The sequence below is a fragment of the Paenibacillus mesophilus genome, assembly GCF_005938385.1.
GTDB classification, from domain to species: domain Bacteria; phylum Bacillota; class Bacilli; order Paenibacillales; family NBRC-103111; genus Paenibacillus_AB; species Paenibacillus_AB mesophilus.
Window position 1 is genome coordinate 236,232 of sequence record NZ_VCRA01000005.1, and the last position, 25,210, is coordinate 261,441.

General features: G+C 52.0%; 26 protein-coding genes. 2 read left to right on the forward strand and 24 right to left on the reverse strand.

Annotation, left to right across the window (positions count from 1 at the left end; genetic code table 11):
- Positions 1 to 5: 5 nt before the first annotated feature.
- Positions 6 to 1,166: a serine hydrolase domain-containing protein gene (locus FE783_RS10980; protein ID WP_138879393.1), complete on the forward strand. Its 1,161-nt coding sequence runs from the start codon at positions 6 to 8 to the stop codon at positions 1,164 to 1,166.
- Between the two features lie 74 nt (positions 1,167 to 1,240).
- On the opposite strand, the gene FE783_RS10985 is transcribed toward FE783_RS10980, so the two are convergent.
- Genes FE783_RS10985 through FE783_RS11000 form a run of 4 tightly spaced genes read right to left on the reverse strand, consistent with a single transcriptional unit; the run spans position 1,241 to position 5,483 of the window.
- The gene (locus FE783_RS10985) at positions 1,241 to 1,708 is read right to left on the reverse strand and encodes a GyrI-like domain-containing protein (RefSeq protein ID WP_158301734.1); all 468 of its coding nucleotides are present in this window, start codon (positions 1,706 to 1,708) and stop codon (positions 1,241 to 1,243) included.
- 12 nt (positions 1,709 to 1,720) lie between these two features.
- Positions 1,721 to 2,809 carry a cysteine peptidase family C39 domain-containing protein gene (locus tag FE783_RS10990; protein WP_138879395.1) on the reverse strand — a complete coding sequence of 363 codons (1,089 nt, stop codon included), beginning with the start codon at positions 2,807 to 2,809 and terminating at the stop codon, positions 1,721 to 1,723.
- 13 nt (positions 2,810 to 2,822) lie between these two features.
- Positions 2,823 to 3,803 carry a hypothetical protein gene (locus FE783_RS10995; protein WP_138879396.1) on the reverse strand — a complete coding sequence of 327 codons (981 nt, stop codon included), beginning with the start codon at positions 3,801 to 3,803 and terminating at the stop codon, positions 2,823 to 2,825.
- Between the two features lie 15 nt (positions 3,804 to 3,818).
- A complete protein-coding gene (locus FE783_RS11000) occupies positions 3,819 to 5,483 on the reverse strand; it encodes an RNA polymerase sigma factor (RefSeq protein WP_138879397.1) in 1,665 nt (554 codons plus the stop codon).
- A 115-nt stretch (positions 5,484 to 5,598) separates the two neighbouring features.
- Here FE783_RS11000 and FE783_RS11005 point away from each other — a divergent pair, with 115 nt between their 5' ends.
- The gene (locus tag FE783_RS11005) at positions 5,599 to 5,811 is read left to right on the forward strand and encodes a hypothetical protein (RefSeq protein WP_138879398.1); all 213 of its coding nucleotides are present in this window, start codon (positions 5,599 to 5,601) and stop codon (positions 5,809 to 5,811) included.
- On the opposite strand, the gene FE783_RS11010 is transcribed toward FE783_RS11005, so the two are convergent.
- The 20 genes from FE783_RS11010 to nagA all read right to left on the reverse strand — a co-directional run bounded on the left by FE783_RS11010 (position 5,812) and on the right by nagA (position 25,201).
- Complete coding sequence (locus FE783_RS11010) at positions 5,812 to 6,852, reverse strand: hypothetical protein (RefSeq protein ID WP_138879399.1); 1,041 nt, start codon at positions 6,850 to 6,852, stop codon at positions 5,812 to 5,814. It abuts the gene before it with no gap.
- A gap of 34 nt (positions 6,853 to 6,886) precedes the next feature.
- Entirely contained in the window at positions 6,887 to 7,633 is a 747-nt protein-coding gene (locus tag FE783_RS11015) for a GNAT family N-acetyltransferase (protein ID WP_158301735.1), read from the reverse strand.
- A gap of 155 nt (positions 7,634 to 7,788) precedes the next feature.
- Entirely contained in the window at positions 7,789 to 8,250 is a 462-nt protein-coding gene (locus tag FE783_RS11020; protein ID WP_138879401.1) for a GyrI-like domain-containing protein, read from the reverse strand.
- 20 nt (positions 8,251 to 8,270) lie between these two features.
- Positions 8,271 to 8,594 (reverse strand): Dabb family protein, encoded by a 324-nt coding sequence (locus FE783_RS11025; protein ID WP_138879402.1) that lies wholly within the window; start codon positions 8,592 to 8,594, stop codon positions 8,271 to 8,273.
- A 25-nt stretch (positions 8,595 to 8,619) separates the two neighbouring features.
- Positions 8,620 to 9,510 carry an MBL fold metallo-hydrolase gene (locus FE783_RS11030; RefSeq protein WP_138879403.1) on the reverse strand — a complete coding sequence of 297 codons (891 nt, stop codon included), beginning with the start codon at positions 9,508 to 9,510 and terminating at the stop codon, positions 8,620 to 8,622.
- A gap of 50 nt (positions 9,511 to 9,560) precedes the next feature.
- The gene (locus FE783_RS11035; RefSeq protein WP_138879404.1) at positions 9,561 to 10,349 is read right to left on the reverse strand and encodes a carbon-nitrogen hydrolase family protein; all 789 of its coding nucleotides are present in this window, start codon (positions 10,347 to 10,349) and stop codon (positions 9,561 to 9,563) included.
- Positions 10,346 to 11,266 (reverse strand): helix-turn-helix transcriptional regulator, encoded by a 921-nt coding sequence (locus FE783_RS11040; protein ID WP_138879405.1) that lies wholly within the window; start codon positions 11,264 to 11,266, stop codon positions 10,346 to 10,348. The genes FE783_RS11035 and FE783_RS11040 overlap by 4 nt, the downstream gene beginning before the upstream one ends.
- Positions 11,267 to 11,296: 30 nt before the next feature.
- Positions 11,297 to 12,439 (reverse strand): hypothetical protein, encoded by a 1,143-nt coding sequence (locus FE783_RS11045; RefSeq protein ID WP_138879406.1) that lies wholly within the window; start codon positions 12,437 to 12,439, stop codon positions 11,297 to 11,299.
- A gap of 108 nt (positions 12,440 to 12,547) precedes the next feature.
- Positions 12,548 to 13,564 carry a serine hydrolase domain-containing protein gene (locus FE783_RS11050; protein ID WP_138879407.1) on the reverse strand — a complete coding sequence of 339 codons (1,017 nt, stop codon included), beginning with the start codon at positions 13,562 to 13,564 and terminating at the stop codon, positions 12,548 to 12,550.
- A 119-nt stretch (positions 13,565 to 13,683) separates the two neighbouring features.
- On the reverse strand, positions 13,684 to 14,586 hold the full coding sequence (locus FE783_RS11055) for a response regulator (RefSeq protein WP_138879408.1): 903 nt from the start codon (positions 14,584 to 14,586) through the stop codon (positions 13,684 to 13,686).
- The gene (locus tag FE783_RS11060) at positions 14,567 to 15,856 is read right to left on the reverse strand and encodes an ATP-binding protein (RefSeq protein WP_138879409.1); all 1,290 of its coding nucleotides are present in this window, start codon (positions 15,854 to 15,856) and stop codon (positions 14,567 to 14,569) included. Before FE783_RS11060 ends, FE783_RS11055 begins: the two co-directional genes overlap by 20 nt.
- A 95-nt stretch (positions 15,857 to 15,951) precedes the next feature.
- Complete coding sequence (locus tag FE783_RS11065) at positions 15,952 to 16,602, reverse strand: amino acid ABC transporter permease (RefSeq protein WP_138879410.1); 651 nt, start codon at positions 16,600 to 16,602, stop codon at positions 15,952 to 15,954.
- A gap of 13 nt (positions 16,603 to 16,615) precedes the next feature.
- Positions 16,616 to 17,269, reverse strand: coding sequence for an amino acid ABC transporter permease (locus tag FE783_RS11070; RefSeq protein WP_138879411.1), 654 nt, complete (start codon positions 17,267 to 17,269; stop codon positions 16,616 to 16,618).
- A 66-nt stretch (positions 17,270 to 17,335) separates the two neighbouring features.
- On the reverse strand, positions 17,336 to 18,181 hold the full coding sequence (locus FE783_RS11075) for a glutamate ABC transporter substrate-binding protein (RefSeq protein WP_138879412.1): 846 nt from the start codon (positions 18,179 to 18,181) through the stop codon (positions 17,336 to 17,338).
- 36 nt (positions 18,182 to 18,217) lie between these two features.
- Positions 18,218 to 18,946, reverse strand: a complete 729-nt coding sequence (locus FE783_RS11080) for an amino acid ABC transporter ATP-binding protein (RefSeq protein WP_138879413.1) — start codon at positions 18,944 to 18,946, stop codon at positions 18,218 to 18,220.
- 212 nt (positions 18,947 to 19,158) lie between these two features.
- On the reverse strand, positions 19,159 to 19,464 hold the full coding sequence (locus tag FE783_RS11085) for a hypothetical protein (RefSeq protein WP_138879414.1): 306 nt from the start codon (positions 19,462 to 19,464) through the stop codon (positions 19,159 to 19,161).
- A gap of 362 nt (positions 19,465 to 19,826) precedes the next feature.
- Entirely contained in the window at positions 19,827 to 20,720 is an 894-nt protein-coding gene (locus tag FE783_RS11090) for a hypothetical protein (protein ID WP_138879415.1), read from the reverse strand.
- Between the two features lie 80 nt (positions 20,721 to 20,800).
- A complete protein-coding gene (locus FE783_RS11095; RefSeq protein WP_138879416.1) occupies positions 20,801 to 21,094 on the reverse strand; it encodes a Dabb family protein in 294 nt (97 codons plus the stop codon).
- A 78-nt stretch (positions 21,095 to 21,172) separates the two neighbouring features.
- On the reverse strand, positions 21,173 to 23,464 hold the full coding sequence (helD, locus tag FE783_RS11100) for an RNA polymerase recycling motor HelD (protein WP_158301736.1): 2,292 nt from the start codon (positions 23,462 to 23,464) through the stop codon (positions 21,173 to 21,175).
- 585 nt (positions 23,465 to 24,049) lie between these two features.
- Complete coding sequence (nagA, locus tag FE783_RS11105; protein WP_138879418.1) at positions 24,050 to 25,201, reverse strand: N-acetylglucosamine-6-phosphate deacetylase; 1,152 nt, start codon at positions 25,199 to 25,201, stop codon at positions 24,050 to 24,052.
- Between the last annotated feature and the right edge of the window lie 9 nt (positions 25,202 to 25,210).

A 25,210-nucleotide genomic window follows, 5' to 3' on the forward strand; every position in this document is an offset into this window, starting at 1 on the left:
GACGTATGAAGCTAAGAGAAGGAGCGCCGGAAGAAGTCGGAATGTCTTCGCAGCGCATTGAACGGATGGAAAAGCTTGTCGAAGGGTGGGCCGATCGCAAAGTATCGCAAGCATTCGGGATCGTAGCGGCCCGCAAAGGAACGATAGTGAGCCAAAAATATTACGGAACCGTCTCACCCGAACCCGATGCTCCGTCGCTTGCGGCGGATACTCTTTTCCCGCTGGCGTCGATTACGAAACCGATAACGGCTACGGCCGCCATGATCTTGGTCGAACAAGGCTTGTTATGTTTAAGCTTTCCGGTGTCTTATTATATTCCCGAGTTTACCGGCGAAGGCAAGCATGAGGTGAAGGTTCATCATCTGATGACGCATACGTCCGGTCTGAGGAATTCGGATGTGAACGAGCATTCCAAGAAAAAGGAAGGACATGTCGAAATTCCGCCTCCGGAGCCGAATCAGCACCCCGGTTTGCACCGGAGACTTTATCTGGGGTACGATACTCCCCTCTGGAAGCCGCCGGGTACGGAAATGTCTTATTGCGGTTACGGTATCGAGCTTCTCGGCGAGATCATTCGCAGGCTTAGCGGGAGAACACTCGAACAGTTTTGTATGGAGCATATTTTCAAGCCGCTGGAAATGAACGATACATACTTTGTCGTGCCGGAGTCCGAGCAGCAACGTGTTATTCGGAGAGCCGAGGATTTGCCGTACGGTCGATGGTTTCATACACAGGAGGCGATGTCGTCACCATCCGCGGCAGGCGGTGCTTATTCCACCGCCATGGATATCGCCCGGTTCGGGCAAATGTTTCTGAACAAAGGCAAATACGGTGAGGAACGGATCTTAAGCCTCGCCTCGGTTACGGAAATGTTACGCGACCAGGCGCCGCACGTCTCTTCTACTTACGGCGCCCAATTTTTCCGGGACGCGTCCTATGGCTATTGCTGGCCTGTCAATAATACGAAGAGAGACAGCGGAGATTTATTCTCGCCCAAAGCAGTAGTTTGCGGCGGGGCCGGCGGAGTCAACATTACGATCGACCCGCACTATGAGACTGTCCAAATCATCTTCTCTATCGAGAGCAAAAGAAATGACGGATACGACGTCTGGTTCCCCTGCATGAACTTGTTTAACAATGCGGTTATTGCCTCGATCGAATATTGATTCGAACTTATCTATTACCCTGGAGGGGAGCCGCTGACGGCCTCCTTCTTTTCCTCTTTCGGACTTGCTCCGCATCATTTCATTACCGGCATGTATAATTCCATTTCGCTCTCATCCGAATCGGGGTCAAACCGGCTATCGTATAGCTCGATGACATACGATGTTTTATTTTCCGCGATCGAGTTAGCGTGAATGAAATCGCGTATTTGGTTATATCCTTTCCAGATGTCGCGGATCGGCCCTCTATATACCGTCGATACAAACCATTGGTCCGGAACATCCGTGAAAACGAACCCGGTGGGCAAAGCATCGACCCGCTCCGTCATCCGTCCAATGTAAAACCGCTCTTTCCGATCCGGATGAACGCTCTCTTCCGTCATCTCATACAGGATCAGCTCGGTTTCACCTGCATGCGGCAGTTCGGATATTCGCTCATTCAGTGTCGTTCTGGCTTCCGCCATCGCAGCGGGATATTCCTTGAACAGACAGCGCTTCTCGATGCCAGCCATTCCGAATGATTTGTTGATCAGCTCGCAGGACATGTTCATCACCTTTCAAGTAGGCAGTTTGCTGGGCGAACCCGCCCGAAGCGCAGCCTCAAGCTTTTCCAGTTTCCGGTATGCTTCCGCTTCAAGGCTTCTGATCCCGGTCAGCAGCTGTACCGCTTCGCTGCGGCGGTCGGGGTCTTCGATAGGCGATCTCGGCTGATCCCATGGAAACAGTTCGTTCAGCTTCTGAAAAGCTTCCCGTATGAGTCGATAATGGTCGGCCGTATGGCTCAACTGTTCGCCTAAATCGCCGCCGAACCGCCCGCTCGCTTCCTGAAGAAATAGATGCGCGTAACGTCTGCCCTCATGGAAAAGATCGGCGTAGTACCCCATATAGAATCCTTGAATCTTATTGCTCCGAACCGCTTCGATCCACTTGTCGAACACCAATAGTCCGCTGTAGAACTTGCGCCCGCCCCAATTGAATGTAGCCGGCCTATTTCGATCGATCGCCAATTGAAGCGCAGCTTTCAACGCGGTCCTATCGTCGGATTGCGCAGCCGGAGCCGCCCAATGCAGAGATATAAACCCTCCCTCGTCCAAATTGCCGATATATACGCTCTCGCTCGGCCATTCGCCAGACCGGAGTCTTTCTTTACAGGCCCGGCACGGGCAGTAATTACGTCCAAGCTGGGTCCACGGGATTACTTCGTCATATCCTTCATGCCCGTGGCCGCCGTGCCAGGAGTGGGTATAATAACCTTCATCATCATAGCCGTAAACGACGGACGTCTCATTGCCCAAATCCAGCTCCTTGGCAAATACGGGCTGTCCTTGATCGAGTGCGGAACGTGCAGCGTCCCATGCTTCGGCTTGCAAGCGGCTGAACGATTGCCGGTCCTCTGCAAACGTATGAAACCCGTTGATCTCCACGCCCAGATGTCTCGCCAGCTGAAACATGGCTTCTTCGGGTTCTCCGATATTCGGGGCGGAACATTTCTCGTCGATGATCGACAGAAAAGCACTACCGGTCATTCCGTATACCCAAGCGGCAGAACACGAAATGTTGTAATAGTCGAGACAGGATCGGATCGCCCCGATATGCGACCTGTGAAATCCCGAGAAGCGAAGCCGCTCCAGGTTTGCTTTCTTCATCGGCGTAGCCTCCTTATTGAATCGTCTCGATAATGTTGCGGAATGCTTCTATCGCCGCCGCGTCGTATTGCTTGGCTTGTTCGAGCAGCCGCGCCGCCTCTAACCGGCGTTCGCTGTCTTCGATCCATCCGCGCGGCTGCTCCCACGGGAACAATCGGTACACTTGATTGATGGCGGCGCGTACGGAGCCGAATCGCTCGATCGCTTCGTCCAATGCACGCGGTGCGGCGGTACCGAGACGTTCCTTCGCTTCGACCAAAAACTTGTAGCCGTACGTGCGGCACGTATCCCATTCGTGGGTGTTATAGGCGAAAAACCAACCGTCCACTGTCCCTTTACGCAGCTCATGAACCCAATGATCGTAGGCGTCGGAGCCGACCTTCGTCCCGGGTCCCGTATGCTTGCCGTCCGCGAACCCGACAGCGAGACTAAGCGCATCCCGCAATGTCCGAAGGTCGTCTTCTTCCTCGCCGTCAGGTTTCATCCAATGTAGGTCGATCAGCCCGTCTCGTTCACCCAGAGACTGCCATGGAATCGTCTTCGTCCCCTGCCAGCAGCTGATGATGTACACCTCGGCAGCTTCATCGTAGCCTTGAACAACGCTAGTCTCGCCATGATGGAAGTCAAATCCTCGCCCGAAACACGGATATCCGGAATCGATAGCACGTTTCGCCGCGTCCCAAGCTTCCTTGCGCAGCCGGTCTAATGTCTCGCCCTCGGCAATTTCACATATCCCTTCCATTCGTACGCCCAGGTTGTTCAACAATTGTACGATTCGGCTGTGAGGCAGCTCGTACATGGGAGGGGGAGTATTTACGTTCTCGACGACCCTGAACAGAAACGGGATGGCGATCGCTCCATACAGCCATGGCGTGTAGCCGTACGGTTTAGCCCAATATTTGAAACACGCACTGTAAGTGTTTATGTTGGCGAGATTGCTTCTTCCGCCGTTATAAATGTAACCTTCTACTAGGTTTGTTGTTTTCACGTCCAATCCATAAACCTCCCGTCAAGAAGTGAGAAAGCTTAGACAACGGCTTAATCGCCCCAACAACTGAACGCCTCTTTCCTCCGCGGCATAGGCCTGCTTCAGCAGTCCGACAGCCGCCTTCCGCAGATCCGGGTCGTTCGGCGAACCGCCTTCGGGGAACGGGAACAGCATGCTTAATTCCACAAGCGATGCAGCGACGCGTTCGTACTGCAGGGCTGCTTCGGCTGCGAGCTTCGCGGCTTCGTCGCGGCCGGCATCGGATAGCTTGGACTCCAATCCGCGAATGAACGACGCTGCGTGCTCTCTCGCTTCTGCAGCAGACTGCGCGGTATAGGCGTTACCGAGCGGCTGGACGTTGCCTCTGCGGAAAGCGTCTATCCAGCTTTCATAGGCGGCCAACCCGCACACGTATCCGACAAATGTCAGCTCGCCATTAGCATGCCGGACAGCCATGTCCAGAGCGTTTCGCACCGCTTCCCAATAAGGAATCGGCTTACGGCCGGATACGGCAAGCACGAACAGTCCGCCCGACAGCCCTCGACCGAATTGATCGTAGGCGATAACCTTCTTAGCCCTTGAGTCCACGGCATACAGCAGCTGCTCGGTATCGTCGTAACCGTAAACAATTCCGAATTCCGGCGTGAACAAGTCCCATGAGATAACCGGCACTCCGCGCATAATGGATTTTCGAATAAGCGCAATTCCTTTACCCAGCATGAACGGACTTGGTGGAACGCCACCATCTCCGGAATGTTCGCTATCCAGTCCCAAGTTCAGCAAGGCTCTATGAAAGTGAGGCTCCCAGAAATACATCGTTGGGCCGGTCGCATCGACGCACTCTTCCTCAACAGTCAGTCGAAACGCCTGTCCCGTAAGCCCCATGACATCGGTTAGCGTATAACCGCTCGCTCCCGCGTATGGCAGAACGGCGCATACCGCCCCTGCGAAAGAAGTCTTGCATCGCTTCCACTCCCCGGATCGAGGCCCTTTTTTCAATGCAATAACGGCCTTCTCCAGCGCGCCCGTATCACTTCGTTCCCGGATATAGTCCCTCAGACGCACACGGATACGTTCCTCCCGTACCTTTTGTCGGCCGCGAGCAAGCGACTGATATACATTATCGGTCGAAGTGCGGTACAATCGGGCGATTTCCGCAGGCGACAGCTGATTGAAAAAGTGCGCCTCGAATACGGCCCTCTCCCTCGAAGTCAGTCCATGCAGAAGCTGACGTATCGTCTCGAGAAATTCTTTCCGGGCCAACCGTACGGATGGATCGTCATCTCCAGTCCGTGTCTGATCCTTGGTGCTGCACATGTATAACATGATGCTGTCCAGATCGGACCAGTCGATACGCTCCCCTTCCCGATCAGCGGCGATCAAGCCGGTAAACGTTCGCTCCTTTCCGGAATGCTCGCCTTTACGCAGCTTCATTAGAGCTTCATTGCGCACGATCCGGTGAAGCCATGGCAAAAATCGGCTCATATCGGCGAGTGAGCCCAAATGCATAAAGGCTCGCAGCAGCGCTTCCTGGACGATGTCCTCCGCCAAATGCGGGTCCCGCGCGACGCTCTTCGCCCAATCGAACGCTTTAGTCCGATGTCTCCGCACAAGCTCCCCGAATGCGTCCCGGTCGCCGCCGCGAGCCCGCTCGATCAAGTCGCCGTCCGTTATTTCATACTCCATCTTCTCCCTCCCTATTGTATAGATGCATGTGCCTATGAATTTTTGGAGGCAGAAACGAGAAAATCAAAAAAATATTTATCCAAATCGGTTATAGTAGTAGATGGAGGTGAAGGGTATGTCCAAAAAAAGAAACGGACACGTCCTTAAGCTGGAGGACGGAAGCTTCTACATCGAAGAAGCGCCTTATTCCACAGCCAGCTTGGACGAAGCGGAAATTTACTTCAAATACTTCGATCTTCTGGAAGCCCAGGCAAGAGCGAAAAGAAATACCGGGATGGACGCGGCCATGTTCCGCATTGCATTTGTAATTACCATATTGCCTGAGTGATTAGGAATGAAAGGACGAAAAGTCGGCAAATGGGTCTCCCTCTTCTTGAACATCGTCCTTTTGCTGTTCCTGCTCCACTACGGCAGGCACTTCTTTTTCAGGATTGGGAAAAGTTTCACCAATTACAGGCTGATACTTCTCTTCCAGTACATTCGCTTTCACGTTTTGCAGTACGAACAGTTCCTTGGAGCCTTGCAATATTCTCATATCGCAGATGTAAAGAGGAGATGGCCTTTGCTCGCGACCATTTATGCTCTTGATTCTCGAATATCCGGTATTTCGCGGTTTGACAATTTCGAAGACAAGCTGATCTTCCGGTTTGACTTCCTGGTTATGGAAAGCGGTATACCCGTCCGTTTCGCCATCCTGTTTCACTTGCCATGGTGTGAATACCCGGTGAGACTCAGCTTGTATCGAGCCGGGATATAGAATATCGGATTGGGTCGGATAGGAGTGGTGCCACTGCTCTAATGTCATATCCTTCGAGATTGGTCTGCCTTCCTTAAATTGACTCACCCATTGGCTCTCCTGAATTCCATATTTCGTTTCCTTCGGATCTTGTTTCGGATGTGAATGGGCAATCGGATCGTATTTATCGTCTATCCCTTCCCAGTTCACCGAACCATTGTTACCCGGAATGAGAATAAATTGCTCACCCTTCCCGGCGAGTCCCCATTCCATCAATTGCTGATTGTCTTTAAAAGACGTGTATGCTTGCTGACTGACGAATTGAAGGGCGCCGCTGTCACCGAGCGAGATACGGGAGAAGATGTCTCTGGCCGTTTCGATTGACTTACACTCCGGTATAAGGAAATAACCGGGCTCCGCACTCGATGCGGCGGACGATTGGGCTTTATCGTCGGACGTACGCTGCAGCGTATGCTGCAACAAGCGGCCGACCGCACGATTACCGACAGTTCGATGAAGCTGCAGCAAATTCGTTAGTGCTGTCGGCCGGCCCATTTCTCCGTCACGGCCACTACGGCGGATGGCATCCCGCTTCGGATCGGTCTGCAAGGAACGCTTGCCGAGCTCTTTCATACAGGCCCTCCTTTTCGGTCTTAAACAATAAAGATCATTCCGGCTTCATGCGATACCAATATTTGTATAGCTCTCGATACCCCAGCTTCGTATACAGCCCGATTGCCGCATCGTTTTGCTGAACCACTTGCAAGAACGAGTATTTCGCTCCAGCCGATATCCCCCATTGCAGGATGTTCAACAACAGCTGCATCCCGAAGCCGTTTCTCCTATGGTTCATGTCGGTAACGATATCATACAAGCCGACATATTCATTCTGAATGACGCCTAACCCGCAGGCAACCGGACTATCCTCTTGATAAAGCGTAAAAAAGCCTTGCTGCAACGTTGAGCGTTGCAGCATTTTTCTTGTAACGTCGATTTGCTTGACAGTCAAATTGTTCAGCTGTGCCACGGTACCGAGCCATTCGTCAGTTATGGAATCTTGCCGTGCTGCTATTAGGCTTGGCTCGGGCAGTTGATCCAGATGAAGCAGTCTGACGCTGGATTCATCGATTACTCGGTACCCTAGAGCATCCAAAATGCTGTCCAAGTTGGCCGGAACCGTATAGGGGGTCATTTTAAAAACCGAGTTGAGCCCATTGCCGCTATAGTAATTATCACAAATCCGGATGAGTTCCTCGACGGACTCTTGGTTTGACATTTCCGCACCGTATAGCGGGCTTACGGAGTTCGCTCTCTTCGTATAGCCGTCGGCAGACCGGATGATCCAGCCTTTAAGAAGGACGGTTTCCAGGGCAGGCCACGTATTCAATGTGATTTCTTCGATATGTTTGTACATCTCGACCATCCTCGCATAAGTAGAATGGTATTAATATACATACTTATGAATATTAATTCAATAGATTTACCGAAGATGATTCCGACTTTCAAGCGTCTCAACGCCAAGAGGCCCGAACGGGCCTTGTGGATCCTATAGGAATAGGGCTCACTCGCCTAAATCTTAATCGTATCGTATAAATGCAATTCCAATTGATCGGCATCCGCATGACCCCACTGCTCCGAAATCTCCAAATTCCAAGATCGCAGCAGTCTTTGCAATCCGTTCTCCTCCATCCATGCATGAAGCTTATCGTATGTACGTCTAATCTCCGTGTTCGGGCCTATATGCCGAATAACCGCATATTGCTGTGCGGGCACCGTTAGCATCGTCATCCCTTCGGGTATGTCGACATAGTCGTTTACCTCAACGCACGCCCAATACCCGTCTTCTTCCTTGGTGTAATCCCCCGGTATGAATGCCCCGATCAATCGGATCGGATTAACGGTCTGCTTTATCTCGTATAGCCGTTCCTTCAACACCCGAATCGCCTTCGGAATTTCAAACACGTACCGGTCGCCGGGACAAACGACACGCAAACCGACCAGCTTCATTTCTCCAAGTTCAGCCGTTTTCATATTTGCTGCCCCTCTCGTCTTTACTTTCCTGCCGATCCCGGACCCGCTACGGGATAATCGATAACTATGACGTTGTCCAATATTCCATCCAGCATGCGGACGAACTCTTGATGGACCGGATGCGGACCATATTGACGCAGAGCATCTTTGTCTTGGAACGTAACGCGTAGCCCCAGCGAATAGCCGTGCATGTTCCCGGTTTCTTCGGTTACGTTGACGCCGGCCGTCAGCTCGACGATACCCGGAATGCGCTCCTTGAAGGACAGCAGCTTGTCTAACAGCATTTTCTCATGATCGGGACTGTAGGATTCATTGAATTTAAAGGAAACGAGATGTTCGTACATAAATGCGTATTCCTCCTGTCGGTATTCAAATTTGATGATTCCGTTTCAGTTCATCCAGGTGAGTCAGGACGACCCCGATAAAAAAACGAAGCCCCCGGTGCACCCTTCCTCCGGTAATTTCCAAAGCCAACTCATAAGGCGTCCGCACATTGCGATTCCATGCCTCTATTATTTTTTGATCCGTCGCGGTCAATCTATCGGTTGTTTGCGCAACCGTTTCGTTTACATTATGTATTTCTTTCCCATGACCCGGGAGCACTACATCCGCGCCGCTGCTATTTATTTTCTCCATGCTTTTCCTATATGAATCCAGACATTGGATGAGCGGAGGTCCATTATGAAGCAGAATATCCCCTCCGAATAGCGTACCCGACTCGGCATGCAGCAGAGAAATATGGTCGCGGCTATGACCCGGAGTTTCCAAGACCAGAAGATGCTGACCATCTCCAATGTCAATCCGGTCTCCCTCCCGGACCATCCGGTCGATCCGAAGAGGCCTATAATACGAATAGTAGGTTCGATACGCCTGCAGAAACGCTTCGTCTATCACTTCCGCGACATGTTGTTCGGGAATATGCCGTTTCATACGGTCCAATTCGTCGAGATGAACGATCGGTTCCAAGGACCCGTAAGAGGCAACTACGTTCGCATGGCCAAAATAAGCTCGCTCGCACACGAGCGCTCCGACATGATCGATATGACGATGCGTCAGCAAGATTTGGTCGATGTTCTCCGGTTTAAGACCGAGTTGATCTAGACCCGAGAATAGCTCATCTAGTGATTCGGGGGAAGGATGACCGCAATCGATCAACGTCACTTTTTCTTTTCTGATCACATATACATGTACGTCCCCATTCATGGGTTGACTGACCGTAATGGCAGCGATTTTACTATTAAATTGCTCGACTCTGCCCATTGAATCACCCTCTCCGCCCTGTTGGAGATATCGCGAAACGTTGCAAGATGCTACTCGGGCAATTGAGATGGATCAAATCGTGCGGCAAACAGCCTAGTTGCCTTGGATGGATCTATCTCGTACGTGAGCAGCCCTTCGGTTCCGTACGGCAAATATTGCAATAGTTTGCCCTGTGGATCGATCAGCGAGGTTGCCGAGGTTTGATAATCCATCGTAACGTTAACGCTTGCAAAATAAACGTTGTTTTCCCCGGCGCGGCAAATCATCGCTTTCTCGAAAAAAGAAGTTCCCCATTCCATCAATCGGTCGCGCCCGCTGTGTCTGCCTGTCCATTGCGGCTGGAATACGATCTGCGCTCCTCTTACCGCCGCCCATCGGACCGTCTCGGGATACCGCCAGCCTTCATGACATATCGATATGCCGAAAGGAACGCCTTTAACCGCAAACATCATCCGGCTTCCATCCGGAACATAATGCTCGGACTCGCCGCCGGGAGGAATTTGATTTTTGGTCTGATACCCCAGCACCTCTCCGGTCTCGGAAATCACGTACGCCCTGTTATGAAGGCCTGCATCCGTTACCGCCTCCATGCCGACGATGGCCATGGTTGAATAGCGTTTGCAAAGGCTCTGCAATTCAGCCAGCGCTCGCTCCATCATGTTCCGGTCGGGAGGGGGAAGCTGCACATCCGTGCCTCTCAGCCCCGGCAAATAAGCTTCGGGAAAACATACGATATCCACGTTGTCCGCCCGGCATCGGACCAACATTTCCTCGATTTTTCGCAATCCTTTCGGCACCGTGTCCTGGTGTTTGACGGATGCAAGTCCTATCTTGATCATGTTCGCTCATTCCTTTCGCTTGAGAAGCTTCCAACCCTTCCGACCATCCGTCTCAGTCGATTGGCCGCAAGATTGCCGAGCCACCGGGGCGAGACGATCTCGAATCCCGACGGGCAGGCGAACAGCTTGGCCAACAACTGGTCTTTGTCCAGATAATGTATCCGGTACGTGCCGGGTACGATCTCCTCCGCCCGCAAGCCGAGCCATTTGCCGTATGGCGTTGCATGAAAGCGGACGACCGCTATGTCCGCCTCGTCCGTCAAGTACGGGACAATTTCCGCCTTTCCGAGCAGCGGAGCCAGGTCGTACCTGTGATCGGTCGGTGACGCATCCCATAGCTCGGCGAGCCGGAACAGCCGAATCTCTTTATCGGGCTCGCAATAGCCGGCAACGTAATTATCCTTGCGGTATACGTAGATTTTATAGGGCGACAGCAAAGCCTCGACCGCGTCGTCGCATTTTGCTCCGTAACGGATCCTGACTTTACGGCGTTCCCTGATCGCATCGCTCAGCACATCGAATCGAGAGAGCAACGACCGCTCCACCGGGAAAATCGGAATCGCCGCAGTCGGCTCCTCCTCTTCCGCGTCTCCGACGAGCCGGCTGAACAACCTTGCCAAGTGGGTGGCATGCTCGTTCTCCATCCGTTTGTACTGCTCGGCCAAATAAGCTATTGTCTTCCGCTGCTCCTCCGTCATGACGAGATTCGCCACGACGAACGACCTGCCTTCGTAATAATAGCCTTTGCGCTGATAACTGTAAGCAAGCGGCGCACACATCGTATCCCGCAAATATTCAAGGTCGCGCGACGCCTGCCGCGGCGAGATCGAGAACTTATCGGCAATCGTGACGGCGTTCGGATAACGTCCGCCGCGAATTTGCGCGTCGATCCAAGCGATGCGATGCGTATTGCTCATACCTTGAACCTCCCATCTTCTGCATTACGTTTACAAAGAATCGGCGATCCTCTCCAGCTCCCGAAGACCGCTGCGCTCCAGCTCCTTGGCCTGCTCCAGATGCTTGACCGCCTTCGAGATGCGATTCGCGTCCTTCATATATTCCGGCTTCCGTCCATGGAACGGGTACAGCTCCCTTACACACCTGAGATGCTCATGGATTCGATCATACACCGCTCCCGCATGTCTTAAAGATATTGCTTGAGCGCCTCCAATCCGGTCCGCCGCCTCTCGCAGAAACGGTCCGGCCATCGACCGGCATTCGGCCCAAGCCTCGGCGTTGATCGATAAACCGAAGCCGTCTGTTTCGGTATGGAGGAACGTACGGATGAAGTTGTCGTATGCGTCAAGCCCCGCTTTATACCCGTCGAACACCCGCTTGCGGGGGCTGTTCGAGAACTCCAGCGCGTATCGAAGCCCCTCCCTCACCGTGTCCTTGTCATCCGATCGCACGCCGGGCTCGACCCAGAACATCTCCAGCAAGCCGATATGCGTCGTAGCGAGCCGGTCCCACCGTAAGTGGGCTTTCCCCGCAACCGTAATCGAATTGCCGCGATCGTCCAATATCTCGAATGGCCCGCCATTCGTATGTACAGTCACATTAGGCGATAACTCGACACCAAGTCGCTCGGCCAGCAATCGCACCTCATCGTTCGCAACGCCCTGCTCCAGCTGCCTGGCCGCCGCCGGACTGACCTGCAGCTCCCAGTTATCCGTGCCGATTCCTTGGAAGAAATACCCTTCGTCGTCATAACCGTCCACGATATAATATTCCGGAATTCCGAGACTATACCCGTAGCACGGATAACCGCTATCGATTGCATGTCTCGTATTTTCCCAAGCGGCCCGTTGTTTATCGGCAAAGTCGCCGTCCGACTGCAGGGCGGTCACGCCTTCCACGGTAATGCCCAGGTTGTTCGCCAAATTCCGGATCATTCCCGTATCGAACGACTGAAATCCTCCGGGCTCGCCTCTGTCCTCCATATTGATCAGGAACGCGAATCCCGTTCCGCCATACAGCCATTCCCTGCTCATCTGTACGCCCAGATAGGCGCCGCATTCGTACAAGCAGTCGAGCTGCGTAATCCAATGTTTACGGCTGTAAGAAATTCCATCCAATCGTTTGACAGACATGCTCATTTCCCCTTCGCAATTGGTATACGTTCTAAAGCGAGTATAAGGGGCGCACCCTGACATAAAGTGTCATGCTATACGGATTCGACAAACTGTCACGATTTTCCTTTAGGTCCCTAGTTCCATGGACCTGTACTTTATTATCGCGGAACAAACCGCGTTTCCGAAGCTTTGAATATCCTGCAAATAATCGAAGCCCGGCGGATTCGGTCCGGTTTGATTTAACATTCTTACGGCAACAGCATCGTATTCGGGAATAACGACCACCGCATTTCCGTATAGCCCCAGTGATTGGAAGGAACCTACCGGCAATCGGCTTCCCATCTCCGACGCAGGCCGCGGCCGATCCTGCACCCACCAGAAAAATCCGTTCCTGGGCAAGCTGTCGTCAAGACCGGCCGGAGTCGCTATGGACACGGCTTGCTCGAAAATCGATGCAGGCAGCGCTTGCCGCTCCCGGATACGGCCTTTCTTCATGTGCAAGTACCCCCAGTAAGCCAATTCCCGCGTACTGACGAAGAGATTCGCTTCACCGCCTTGATCTCCGGGGTAGCTCTCGTTCAGCCAAACAAGCTTCTCGGTCTTTTGTTTCTCCCAGCCTGTTTCCTTGAATCCGTACGGGTTCAAAACTTGATCCTCCAAAACATGGGAGAGGGGTTGGCCGAACACGTTATGAATGAGCTTGATTAGAAGATTCACGCCGGCGTTATTGTATTTCCAATTCGTGCCCGGAGCAAATATTCTTTGGTGCGAGCCTTGCAAGCCGTGTGTATGCGTTAACAGATGCCGTATCGTTGTGCTGCCGAATACAGCCGGATCCAGACCATCCAAATACTCGACAATATAATCGTTAATACTTTTTATTTTTCCTTCGTAAAGAGCTAGGCTTACCGCTAAGCCCAAATAAGTTTTACGTATCGAAGCTACGTTGAACCGGGACTCCGCGTCTATTGGCCTGCTGTCTTCTGGATGGTCATGATAGCCGCAATACGATTCGTTCACGATCCGGCCGTTCAGAATAACGAGAATCGATGCTGCCGAAGCGGATACAAGACGCTTTGTACGAAATACATGTTCATTTAATTCGGTAAATGCATGAGCGTGCAAACTGGTAGACGATAGCATCTTGCTCTCCTTTTCATAGGCCGTTTTGGAATATTATAGCACATACGTTCGTATTTTTGCCTACAAAAAAAGAGCATCGATGATGAAGATGCCCTCGGCCGATCGTTTATTTTTTCGATTCAGCCCTGCTTCAATTCCAGAAAGAACGCTTGAAGAAACTTTTTGACGCTCGCTTTGCTGCTCGTGCCCTCCGTTTCCAGCTCCAGCTCGCGCATCCGCGTTCGCACCTCTTGAAATTCGAACAGCCGCGAAGCATAATGCTCGAAAATCGGATTTCCGTAGTCGGTGAGCCCGAGCGACGACAAATGGGTTAGCGTCTGCAGCACCATACGGCGCATCCGCTGCTCCAAGGCGCGAACCTCCCGATCCGTATGCTGTCCGGAACCGGATTCTTTTTCCTTGCGCAGCACTTGAACGTACAGCTCTTTCAATGGCGGCAGCTCCCGAAACGGTCCGTTCCGCTGCTCCTCTTCCTCGAGCCATCGGACCATGTTCAACAAATCTCCCGCACCGGCCTCTCCGGCAATACCCAACTGCAGCATCAGCGTCCGCGCCCGTTCCTCCAAAGCGGGTCTCTGCTGCCGCTGCGTAACTACCGGTGCGGCATCACCGCCTAAAGCGCTGAGCGAACTCCGAATCGAATCGATCGAACGGACCAAATTCAGATGGTGAGCGACTCGCCGCAATACGGACAAAACCTCGTACCGGTTTATCGGCTTCCGGATAAAGGTGTCGACTCCTTCCTGGTACGCCTCTCCAACCAGCTCCTTATGCTCGACCTGGGAAATCATGACGAACGTGCCGCCATACCCTTCCTTGCGCAGCGCCTTAATGGTCTCGATCCCGTCCCGACCGGGCATGAGCAGATCGATGAGGACGATATCCGCACCGGCCAGCTGACGGGCCGAAACATGAAGTCCGTCCGCCGCCTCGCCTACGACTTCACCCAGATTGCCGTCCGCTATGATCCGCTCCAATATTTTGCGTACCGCGGCGTCGTCGTCAATCAGAAAAAGCTTCATTCTCGCTATTCTCCCCTTCCCGCAGCAGTTGTTGAACCGGGACCTGCAGCTCGAACCTTGCGCCGTGCGGGGAATGTGGACTCAGTGTCAGCGATCCGCCCAATGCCTTGGCGATGTCGAGCGCATGCGTCAAGCCGATGCCCGTAGAAAAGTAGCCCTCCGGATTGAATTTGGTCGTATATCCCGGCTCGAACACCCATTCCCGCTCCAGCTCGGAAATACCCGGACCGTTATCGCATACCCGAATCGACAGAAAGTCCCCTGCAAGCTCAGCTTCCACCTCTATCGTCCCTTTCTCTGCAATCGCTTCCACCGCGTTTGTCAATAAATTGTTCAAAATTGACAGCAGCGCATACGTTTGATTCGTATAAAGCAGGATATCCGCATGAAGCCGAAAGTCGATCTGCTTGCCGTGGACTTCCGCATATTTCCGGTTCGCTTGGACGGCCAAGCCGCATAATTCGCCGATGCCAAGACGGTCACCGGCTTGCGTCGGCTTCATCAGCTTCGACAGCCCCGTGACGATCCGCTGCAAATCTTTTTTCAGTTCATGCACGTTTTCCGCGACATGCAGCGCTTCGCTGTGTTCGGGCAGCCGCTGCTCCATCAGCTTTTTATACAGCCGGTAGCTTTCCCTCGTCAGCTTCTCGACATGCGCCATTAATTTGCGCATATAAAACGATTCCTCATACAAGCTGGAGTTCAAAAGCAGGAGCCTCTCCAGCTCTAACTTCCGCCATTCCGCCTGTTCGCGTACTTGACGAATGGACAACATATTGTAGAGCCCTACGACGAAGAAGCTGCGGAGCAGGCCGGTCATGCCGATCAAAAGCAGCCCTTGCCACGTAAACGGCGCCGACTCGAGCATAATTATGCGAAAAACCAATTCGGCGCAGTTCGATATCGTATCGGCCGCGGCCCCGATTAAGCCTACACGGATCGGAAACTCGGCCTGCTTGCGTATGCGGAGCAGCTTCACGGTCACGGCGAATGCCAGATAGAAGCCGAATGTCGGAATATGGTGCAGGAAGCTCGATACCAAATCCGCATCTCCGCCGATAGCATCCATGCCGATCCGGAACAGAACGACGAAGGCGCCCGTCAACAAGCCGGTCGACAGTACGGGAACGGAAAACCAGAGCAGCCCGAAAAAGTAAACGACGATGCCGAGCGAGAACCGGAACGAATCGCCAAACGGATTCAGCTTCACTTCTCCGAGCAGTGCGGTGCTGATTAGAATAAGAATCAATATACGCATTCGATCCGACATGGCGTTTTTGAGTACACCTCCCTGGACATACGGCGAAAGAAAAAGAGATCAACGTCTCTAGGTTGCCCAAGAAATGGAGATCTCTTGCAGTTCGCTTAAGCGTGTTTGCTTTCCAGCTTTCTCGACACGATAGACAACAAATAGTTTACGATGAAGTACATAAGCGCGATCATGATAAAAGTCGGGATCACATAATTCACATTGCGGCCGTTAATGATTTGCGCATGGTTCATCAGCTCGGGAAGTGCGATGACGACGGCCAAGGAAGTATCCTTCAAGAGCGAAATGAACTGGCTTACGATAGGCGGCACCATGCGGCGCAATCCCTGCGGCAAAATGATGAACCGCATTGTCTGGGCAGCGGACAAACCCGAGGAGCGGGCCGCCTCCACTTGGCCTTTATCGATCGAATTCAAGCCGCTGCGGACAATTTCCGCCAGCATCGCCGATTCGAAGATGACGAGCGCTACGATCGCCGCATTCATTTTACTCATCTTGATTCCGACTTCTGGAAGGGCGAAGTAAGTGAAAAATATAATTAACAGCAGCGGCAAATTCCGGATCGTCTCGACCAACAGCCCCATCAGTTGAGAAACAACCGGGATGCGCCAATACCGTACGATCCCGACCAAGGTGCCTATAATAAAGCTGAGCACGATCGAGATTAACGCCACCTCCAACGTCACCCATAAACCTTGCAGCAAAAACTTCAGATGCGAGGGAGCATACGCGCCGGCAAAATCCATGGAAGATCCCTCCTCACCGAGCCCGGACCATTCGGCGCTCCAAGTAGCGGAGGCCGAAGCCGAGCGGGATTGTCAACGCTAAATAAAACAGGGCTACGAATATATAAACATCGAATGTGACGAAGGTCGACGCGGAAATCAAATCACCGTAATACATCAAATCGAGCCCCGCGATGACACCTAGTACGGACGAGTTTTTAATCAAATTCAAAAACTGGTTGCCGAGCGGAGGAATGACGATTTTGACCGCTTGCGGCAGAACGATATAGCGCATGACCTGAACGTAGCCGAACCCGGCCGAACGTCCCGCCTCCATTTGTCCCTTCGGCACCGACTGAATGCCGGCTCGAATCGTCTCCGCGATAAAAGCGGCTGTATAGATCGTCAGACCGACCGTACCGGCTGTGAACGGGTTCAGCAATATTCCGATAGCCGGCAATCCGACGAACATGAAAAACACGATTACGATAAGCGGAATGTTCCGGATAAATTCCACGTACACGGCTCCGATCGCATTAAGCACCCGAACCGGCGCGATGCGGAACACCGCGAAAATGGCGCCGAGGACAAAGCTGCCGATCAATGCGAGAAGACTGGCCTTGATCGTATTGAGAAATCCTTCCAAATATTGATCCCAATGATTCGTCAAGATCGAGAAATCGATCATCGCGGCTCCTCCTTTCTATGGACAACGAACGGGATGGACGTGTATCGCCCACCCCGCCGGCTCGAGTTATTTCTTCGGTTTTTCCCCGATCCATTTCTCGTAAAGCTTGTCGTATTCCCCGTTGTCTTTCATTTCTTTCAGCACGGAGTTGACTAGCTTCACAAGATCGTCCTCGTTTTTGCGCATGCCGATTCCGTACGGCTCCTCCGTAAACGTTTCCTTCACGACCCGATAGTTCGGATCCTGCTTCGCCATGCCGTACAGCAGCGCATTGTCAGTCGTCAAGGCATCGCCTTGCCCCGCCTTCATCGCAGTAAACGCCTCCGCATAGTTTTCAAATTCCAGCACTTGCGTGCCCGGAGATTTCTCGCGGATGTTGGCAGTCGAAGTCGAGCCCTTCGCCGTTACGACTTTGGTGCCTTTGGTCAGATCGCTCAAGCCGTTAATATTGCTATCTTTCTTGACCAGCAGCGACTGTCCGGCCATGAAGTAAACGTCGGAAAAGTCGATTTCCTTCTTGCGGTCTTCGGTGATCGTCATCGTCGCTACGATCATGTCGATTTCGCCGTTTTTCAACATCGGAATGCGCGTCTTGGACGTCACTTCCTTTAGCTCGATTTTATTTTCGTCGCCGAATATTTTTTTCGCGACCACTTTGGCGAGATCGATATCGAATCCTTCGACTTTGCCGGATGACGGATCTTTCAAGCCGAACAAGTTCAGGTCGTACTTCACGCCGGCGACAAGCTTGCCGCGCGCTTTGATTTTCTCGACCGAGCTTGCCGCCGGCTGCGCTCCTTGCTTCGGATCCTGCCCGGAGGACTTTGTCCCTCCCGCGCAAGCGACAAGCGAAACGGCCATTACGGCGGTCAGTGCGATACCCGTTAACGATCTTACTTTCTTCCTATTCATGTCCTTCTCCCCTTTTCCGTTATTCGTTCGGATGTATCAATGGTTCAACACGCGGCTTAAGAACAATTGCGCCCGTTCCTGCTTCGGACTGGCAAAAAATTCGGCAGGCGGCGCCTCCTCCAATATTTCCCCTTTATCCATAAACACGACGCGATTGGCCACTTCTCTCGCGAAGCCCATCTCATGGGTCACGACGACCATGGTCATTCCTTCCTGCGCAAGCTTCTTCATGACATCCAGAACTTCTCCGATCGTTTCCGGATCAAGCGCGGAGGTCGGTTCATCGAACAGCATGATTTTCGGCTTCATCGCAAGTCCCCTCGCAATCGCGACGCGCTGCTGCTGCCCTCCGGACAGCTGCCAAGGATAAGCGTCCGCTTTGCCCGAAATGCCTACTTTCTCGAGATAGAACATCGCGGTTTCGCGCGCCTCCGCTTCGGACATATTCGCCACCTTCGTAGGAGCGAGCGTAATATTTTTCAATACCGTCATATGGGGATACAGATTGAAATGCTGAAACACCATGCCGATGTTACGGCGGACTTGGTTAATGTCGGTCTTCTTGTCGTTCAATCGGATCCCGTCCACGATCAATTCCCCGTCCGTAATCGTTTCCAACCGGTTGATGCAGCGGACAAGCGTACTTTTACCGGAACCGGAAGGACCGATTACGACGACGACTTCCCCGGATGCAATCGTCAAGTTAATATTTTTTAAAACATGGAACGATCCGTAATGTTTATTGACCTGATGAAACCGTATCATGAGCCCCCTCCTTCCATTACTAAAATGATAAGGCTTACATGATGAATTGTACCCGGCAAGCAACCGAATCCGACCCGAAACGACACAAAGTCGTCAAACTTAACTTAACCTTTTTTTCACTTGACATATCGCCTGTCCGAAAAAAGAAAAGATGAAGCCCGGGAAACAGGCTTCATCTGGCGTTTTATCGTATTCTGTCTTTACTTTCAAACTTATCGATCAACCGTTTGCGGCGGGCGTGGTTCGGCATGGCCATTTACTTTCGACCAATATTTAATTCCGATCATAATCAATAGCGGCAAAATTCCTCCCGCCAAACGCATGGTGATCAGGAAAGGCATTTTCCAAGGCGTATAGCCGTAATAATGCATCGTTTGGGCAATTTCCAGTTGTCTCGGCATCATGACAAGCACAACGACCAAGTAAAAGACGGATACCGCAATTCTTTTGGACGGGGCTATCATACAGCTCACATAAATGGCGAATGCCCAGCAAACAAAATCCTTATAAATATGCATAAGAACAAATTCCGTCTGAAGACTAACGTCCCCGATAAAAATTCCTAGAATGGAAAGCGGCGTCACGAAAAATACTTGCATAAATAGAAGCGTCAACCCAAACATCGGAAATGCTAATATCCATCTCCGAACATGACTCCAATTCGTCTCTTTTTGGTACAGTCCAAATCAGCTCCCCCCGTTAATCGGCTAACTCGACCAACTTTTTATATAGATTTACATGATCAATATATTCTACAGCTTTGTATATTTTCCCTTTCTGTAAAATCATGACTACCCAAATTTCGCTAAGAAAAACAAAATAGGCGCCACTTATGAAAAAGTGGTGCCTTCTCGCGAACAACCGACTCAATTGAAGTACGTCATACCCGCAGCCTCTGCTGCAGCAATTCGGCCAATTCATCGGCGCTTTCCCACCCGATCGGGCGCATTTGCATCGACTGAATCGGCATCGCATCCGTAAACTCACGTTTGACGGAGCATATGATGGGCACATCCATACCGAGCGCCAAGCCTCCTGCGAAGTAAATTTCCGGGCAATGGCCGGACAAATCCGCGACGAACAGCTTGCTCTCGGAGATGGACCGGATCGCGGCATCGTCCAATTTATTCCACCTCGTATTTTCATGCAGTCGAGGGGCATACCCGAACCGTTCAATGACCGGGATTATCTTCTCCGACCAGGCTTGGCGGATCTCATCCAACTCCGGGATCATGACGAAGCACGGTTTGGACCGTTTCTCGCCCGTTCTTTCCTTCGCGGCCGCCCAGCCCCTCTCCGTCAGTTTGAAGGTCGATCCGATCCGATCGATCAGTTTCTCGTCCCGAAGTTTCTCAATAATATAAACGAACTCCTGTATATTCGGAGAATACGTTAAATTTCGGTTGTCGGCCAATTGCCCGATCACGACCGGCTCATTCGGTCCGCTTGTACGTCTATGGAAGTAGTTCAACAATTTATTTTCTTTCTGTTCGACCGATCCCGGTATACGCGGGGAAGTCCGGATTGCCTCCAAATCATCGGCGGAAAGCGCAACCGTCTCTTCGTTATCGGTCAATTCCCTGATATAGCCGGAAATGATCGGAAACATTTGACGTTTGATCTGGTAAGATAGCGAATTATAATAGTCGTAGCTGTCCCTGCGCAAGCCGTAGGAGCCGTCGGGAGCGCAGCAGCAGCCGATGAAACTGTCGTAGTCGCCTTTCGGTCGTACCGGAACGATTTTATCGCAAAATAAACACCTTTTTGAATGCATTCGTCTCGCACCCCCTACCCTTATCTTTCGTACGGATGATGCCGGATAAGGGGGCAATGACCGAAAACGCATACGGTTCTTTAAATTTCGATATCGGATACGATGCTGTCCACTCTGCCCGATTCCCTAATAAATGCGGCTACGGCTTGATGATGCGGGTTCGGACCGTAAGCTTCCAGCGCCGCCCGATCTTCGAAACGAACCGACAGCACGATTTGATACCCTTGGTTTTTCTCCGAAAAATTAATGCCCGCCTGAAGGTCGACGACTCCGGTCAAATGTGCCCTGAGCGCCTTGAATCGTGCGACTACCTCCTCGAGCTGCTCCCGTGTAGTCGTATCCGCGAATTTAACAAGTACGATATGATCGATCATTAGGCCGATTCCTCTTTCCATATAGGGTGATTAATCCAGTCCAATATACCACCTATCGTCCGGGAATCCAACCGCCGCCTAGCGGTAAAGGATATCGACGAGTCCGGTATCGGGCTTTAGGAGCGGATGCCGGGAAGGGTGAGCCGTATCGTACAGCAGCAAGCTGTGCAATGCTCTCGTGCACGCGGTATACAGCAAGCTTCTCTCGCTTTCGCGGCCGTACCGGGCAATATCGTATACGATAACGCCGTCGAACTCCAACCCTTTGGCAAAATAAACCGGGGCCACGAAGCATTTGCCTTCATACGAGCGAGTTTCTTTCGTGAGCTGCCGGATGCCGGGAATATGCGGCTGAAGCAGCGCACAGGCATGCTCGCTTTCCTTTGCCGTTCTGCATATGATTGCAATCGACTGCACATTGCCGCGCTGCAGCCTCTCGCAGTCCGACACGATTTGGCGGCGAATCGATTCGTCGGAATGATCGGAAAGGACGATCCACTCGGGTTTGCCGCCATTTCGTCCGAAAGGCCGAATGGAATCAGATTGCGGCAGCAGGCTGCTCGTGAAGGAAACGATTTCAGCCGTAGAACGGTAGCTTTTGTCGAGCCGTAGCACTCCCGTCTGATGCTGCCTGCCCGCTTCCCCGCCCGGCTCTTCAAGCTCCAATCGCGTATGCGCATAAATCGATTGATGAACGTCTCCTAGCAGTGTCATCTTGCAATTCGGGAGCAGTCGCCGTAGCAGCTCGTAATCAAAACCCGAATAATCTTGCGCCTCGTCGATGACGATATGCTTGATCGTGTTCGCCGGCTGTATTCCGCCCAAGGAGTACCGCAAATACAAATAGGGCGTGGAATCCTCGACCTGAATATTACCGCTCTCCATCGATTCAATTGTATCTGTGCGGATTTGATCCCAGTCCGCGGGTAAACCGTCCGTTCCGATAAGCTTCTCCGGAAGCCCGGGGTCCTGAAACAGACGCAAATAGAGCCGTTTATAATCAATGAAATTCCTTTCGTGCAATAAAGCCTTCAGCGGGATTAGCCGGCTGCTAATCTCCGCCGTGCACTGTTTCAGCAGCTCGCTGTCGCCCTCCCAATATTCGGCCGACTTCACGGTCTTGGCGAGCAGCTGCTTGACCAGCTTGCCGCGCAGCTTTACCAATTCCTTCTCCGCATGAGCTTGAATTAACGATATCCGTTTCGGAATAGGGTGTCTGCTCCATTCTCCGTAAAACAGCTCCGTCATTTGATTGCCGGACAGCAGTCTATTACCGCCGGCGTACATATCGCGAAACTTAATCCCTTCCCGCCCCAACAGGTCGACATACCGATCGATCATAGTTTGAAATAACGGCGAAGTTTTAAAGCGGATCGCACTTTCCATCCGGCTCGCATCGGCTTCATGCATGGACGTAAGCATACGCTCCAACTGCTCGTATGGATGCTCGACTGTCCATTCCCCGCCCAGAAGCTCCCGCTTATACTCGATGAATGTCGTCTGTTTGACATTGGACTCGCCGAGGTCGGGCAGTACGTTGGAAATATAATCGGTAAATATCGGGTTGGGCGAAAATAAGATGAACTGCTCCTCGGAGAGCGAGTCCCTGTACTTGTACAGCAAATAAGCGATCCGATGCAGAGCGGCCGTCGTTTTGCCGCTTCCGGCCGCGCCCTGCACGAGCAAGACCCGGTGCTTCTCGTTTCGAATAATTTCATTTTGTTCCTTCTGGATCGTTGCCGCGATGCTTCTCAGCTTCTCGTCCGTTCCCCGGGACAGCATGGCCAGCAGCATTTCGTCGCGAATATGAACGTCGGTTTCGAACATGTGCTGCAGCGTGCCGTCGTGAATCAAATACTGCCTTTTTAATGAGACGACTCCGCTTATGATCCCATCGGGAGCGGTGTAGGAAGCCGAACCAACCCCATAATCGTAATACATGGCCGCTATCGGGGAACGCCAATCATACACGAGAAATTGCTCCGTCTCTTCATCGAGCACACTGATTGTGCCGATATAAAATCGGGAAGGCGAGCCGGAATCATCCTCGGAGAAATCGAATCGGCCGAAGTAAGGCGAGGCGGCGATTTTCTGCAAAAGCTGCAGCTGCTTGACTGCTCGTAAATAAGTTTTTTCTTCGCTGTTCAGCAGCATCGATTGCTGCGAGATGCTCGCATAGGTTTCCAATAAATCGTTTGGGTCGATCGTGATGTCGGCCCAAAACTGCTTGCGGAATTCCACGATGTCCGTTTTGCGCGTCTCGCATTGCTGCTGCAATTCCGCGATCTTCTTGTTGATGCAGGCAATTGTTCTTTCGAGGTTGCTAAGCTCCAATTGCAATTCCGGTTCGACATGCCGAGCGGTCGCCACTCGCATCATCCTCCTCACGGATTCGGTTGGATTGGACGGGTTGCAGGAATTTGGGGCATTAATGTCGAAAATAACTCATTGACAAGACGACTGAAATGTGGTAAAATTAAATTGATATTTTTATGGATATAAATAGAAAATCGTGGGAATATTATATCACACCTTACTGCAATTTATCAATTAAGAGAAGCGTCTATCGACGTTTCGCTTAACACTTTAGCGATCTTAAACATTGTTTATCGATAAGAAAAAACCGTCCGGAAATGGACGGTTTTTTTGACGTGTAAAATATTACGTTTCGATCCCCTTGTACTTCTCAGTAAGCGCCTATAATGAAAGGCATCTCAGGTAAACAATGAACCTAATTTGCTTATTTGCAAACCTCATTGCGCTATTTGGCTTCACTTCCTCGCAATTGGAGGAACAGTGAACCTGGAGTTACTATTACTGAACCTAAGTTTACTAATAGTAAAATATGGGTCACTAATTGCTGAAATCGCTCCTATGGCAAGAGATTAGAGCAACAAAGTTCAGTAATAGTGAAGCTCGGTTCGTTCCAGTCCATATCCAAAATATGCCGACCGCTTAAGTCAGCCGTCCTTTGATCATCGTCCATTGCACCTCGAACTCTTCATTCAACAAGACGAGATCAGCCGCACATCCTTGGGCGATTCGCCCCTTATCGGGAAGTCCGAGTATATCCGCGGGAGTCGTGGAAGCCATTCTCACCGCTTCCGTTAGCGGAATTCCAAGCTCAACCGTGTATCGCAGCGCTTTGTTCATCGTCACCGTACTGGATGCCAATGTCCCGTCGGCCAGCCTGGCAACGCCGTCGGCAACTTGGACGGTGTGCCCTCCGAACGTATATGTGCCGTCACCGAGTCCCATTGCCTGCAGCGCATCCGTAATCAATACGACTCCCCCGGCGCCTTTGATCCGGTGCATCAAGCGAATGATCGCCGGATGCAGGTGAACATGATCCACGATAGCTTGCAGGCTTACATGCTCTTCTTCGAACGCCGCCACGACAAGTCCGGGATCGCGATGGTGAATCGGGCGCATACCGTTAAAGCAATGCGTAACATGGCTCGCTCCCTGGGCAAAAGCCAACTTGGCCTCTTCATAAGTGGCGTCCGAGTGCGCGACGGCGATAATAGCCCCTTGCTCGCGCAAATACGATATGAGCTCGATGCCTCCGGGTAATTCCGGGGCAATCGTGACCATTTTGATCAAATCGCCGGCTTCCCGGAATAGGAGGTTCATTTCGTCTAGGTCGGGATGCCGCAAAAATTTCTCGTTCTGCATCCCTTTCCGCTTTACATTCAAATAGGGCCCTTCCAGATGTAGTCCGGCAACTGCCGCTCCCCGTTCATGACCGATGACCCGTCTTACGCTATGGATCATTGCGAGCAGATCCTCCAAGGTCGAGCTTACCGAGGTTGCCAGAAATGAAGTACAACCGCTGGCCGCGCACGCCTGGGATACTTGCTGGACGCTCTCCTCCGTTCCGTCCATCATATCGAAACCGCTGGCTCCGTGAATATGGACGTCGATCATGCCCGGAATGAGCAGCATGCCGTTCCCGTCAATGACCGTGTCATCCGCCTGTAATTCCGAATTGGCGATGGCCCCTGAACCGATCCGCTCGATACGTCCGGCATCAATCCATATAGCGGCACTTGAAATAATCGAATCCGGACAAACCGCCCGAACGTTGGTAATGATCGTACGACTCAATGTGCATCA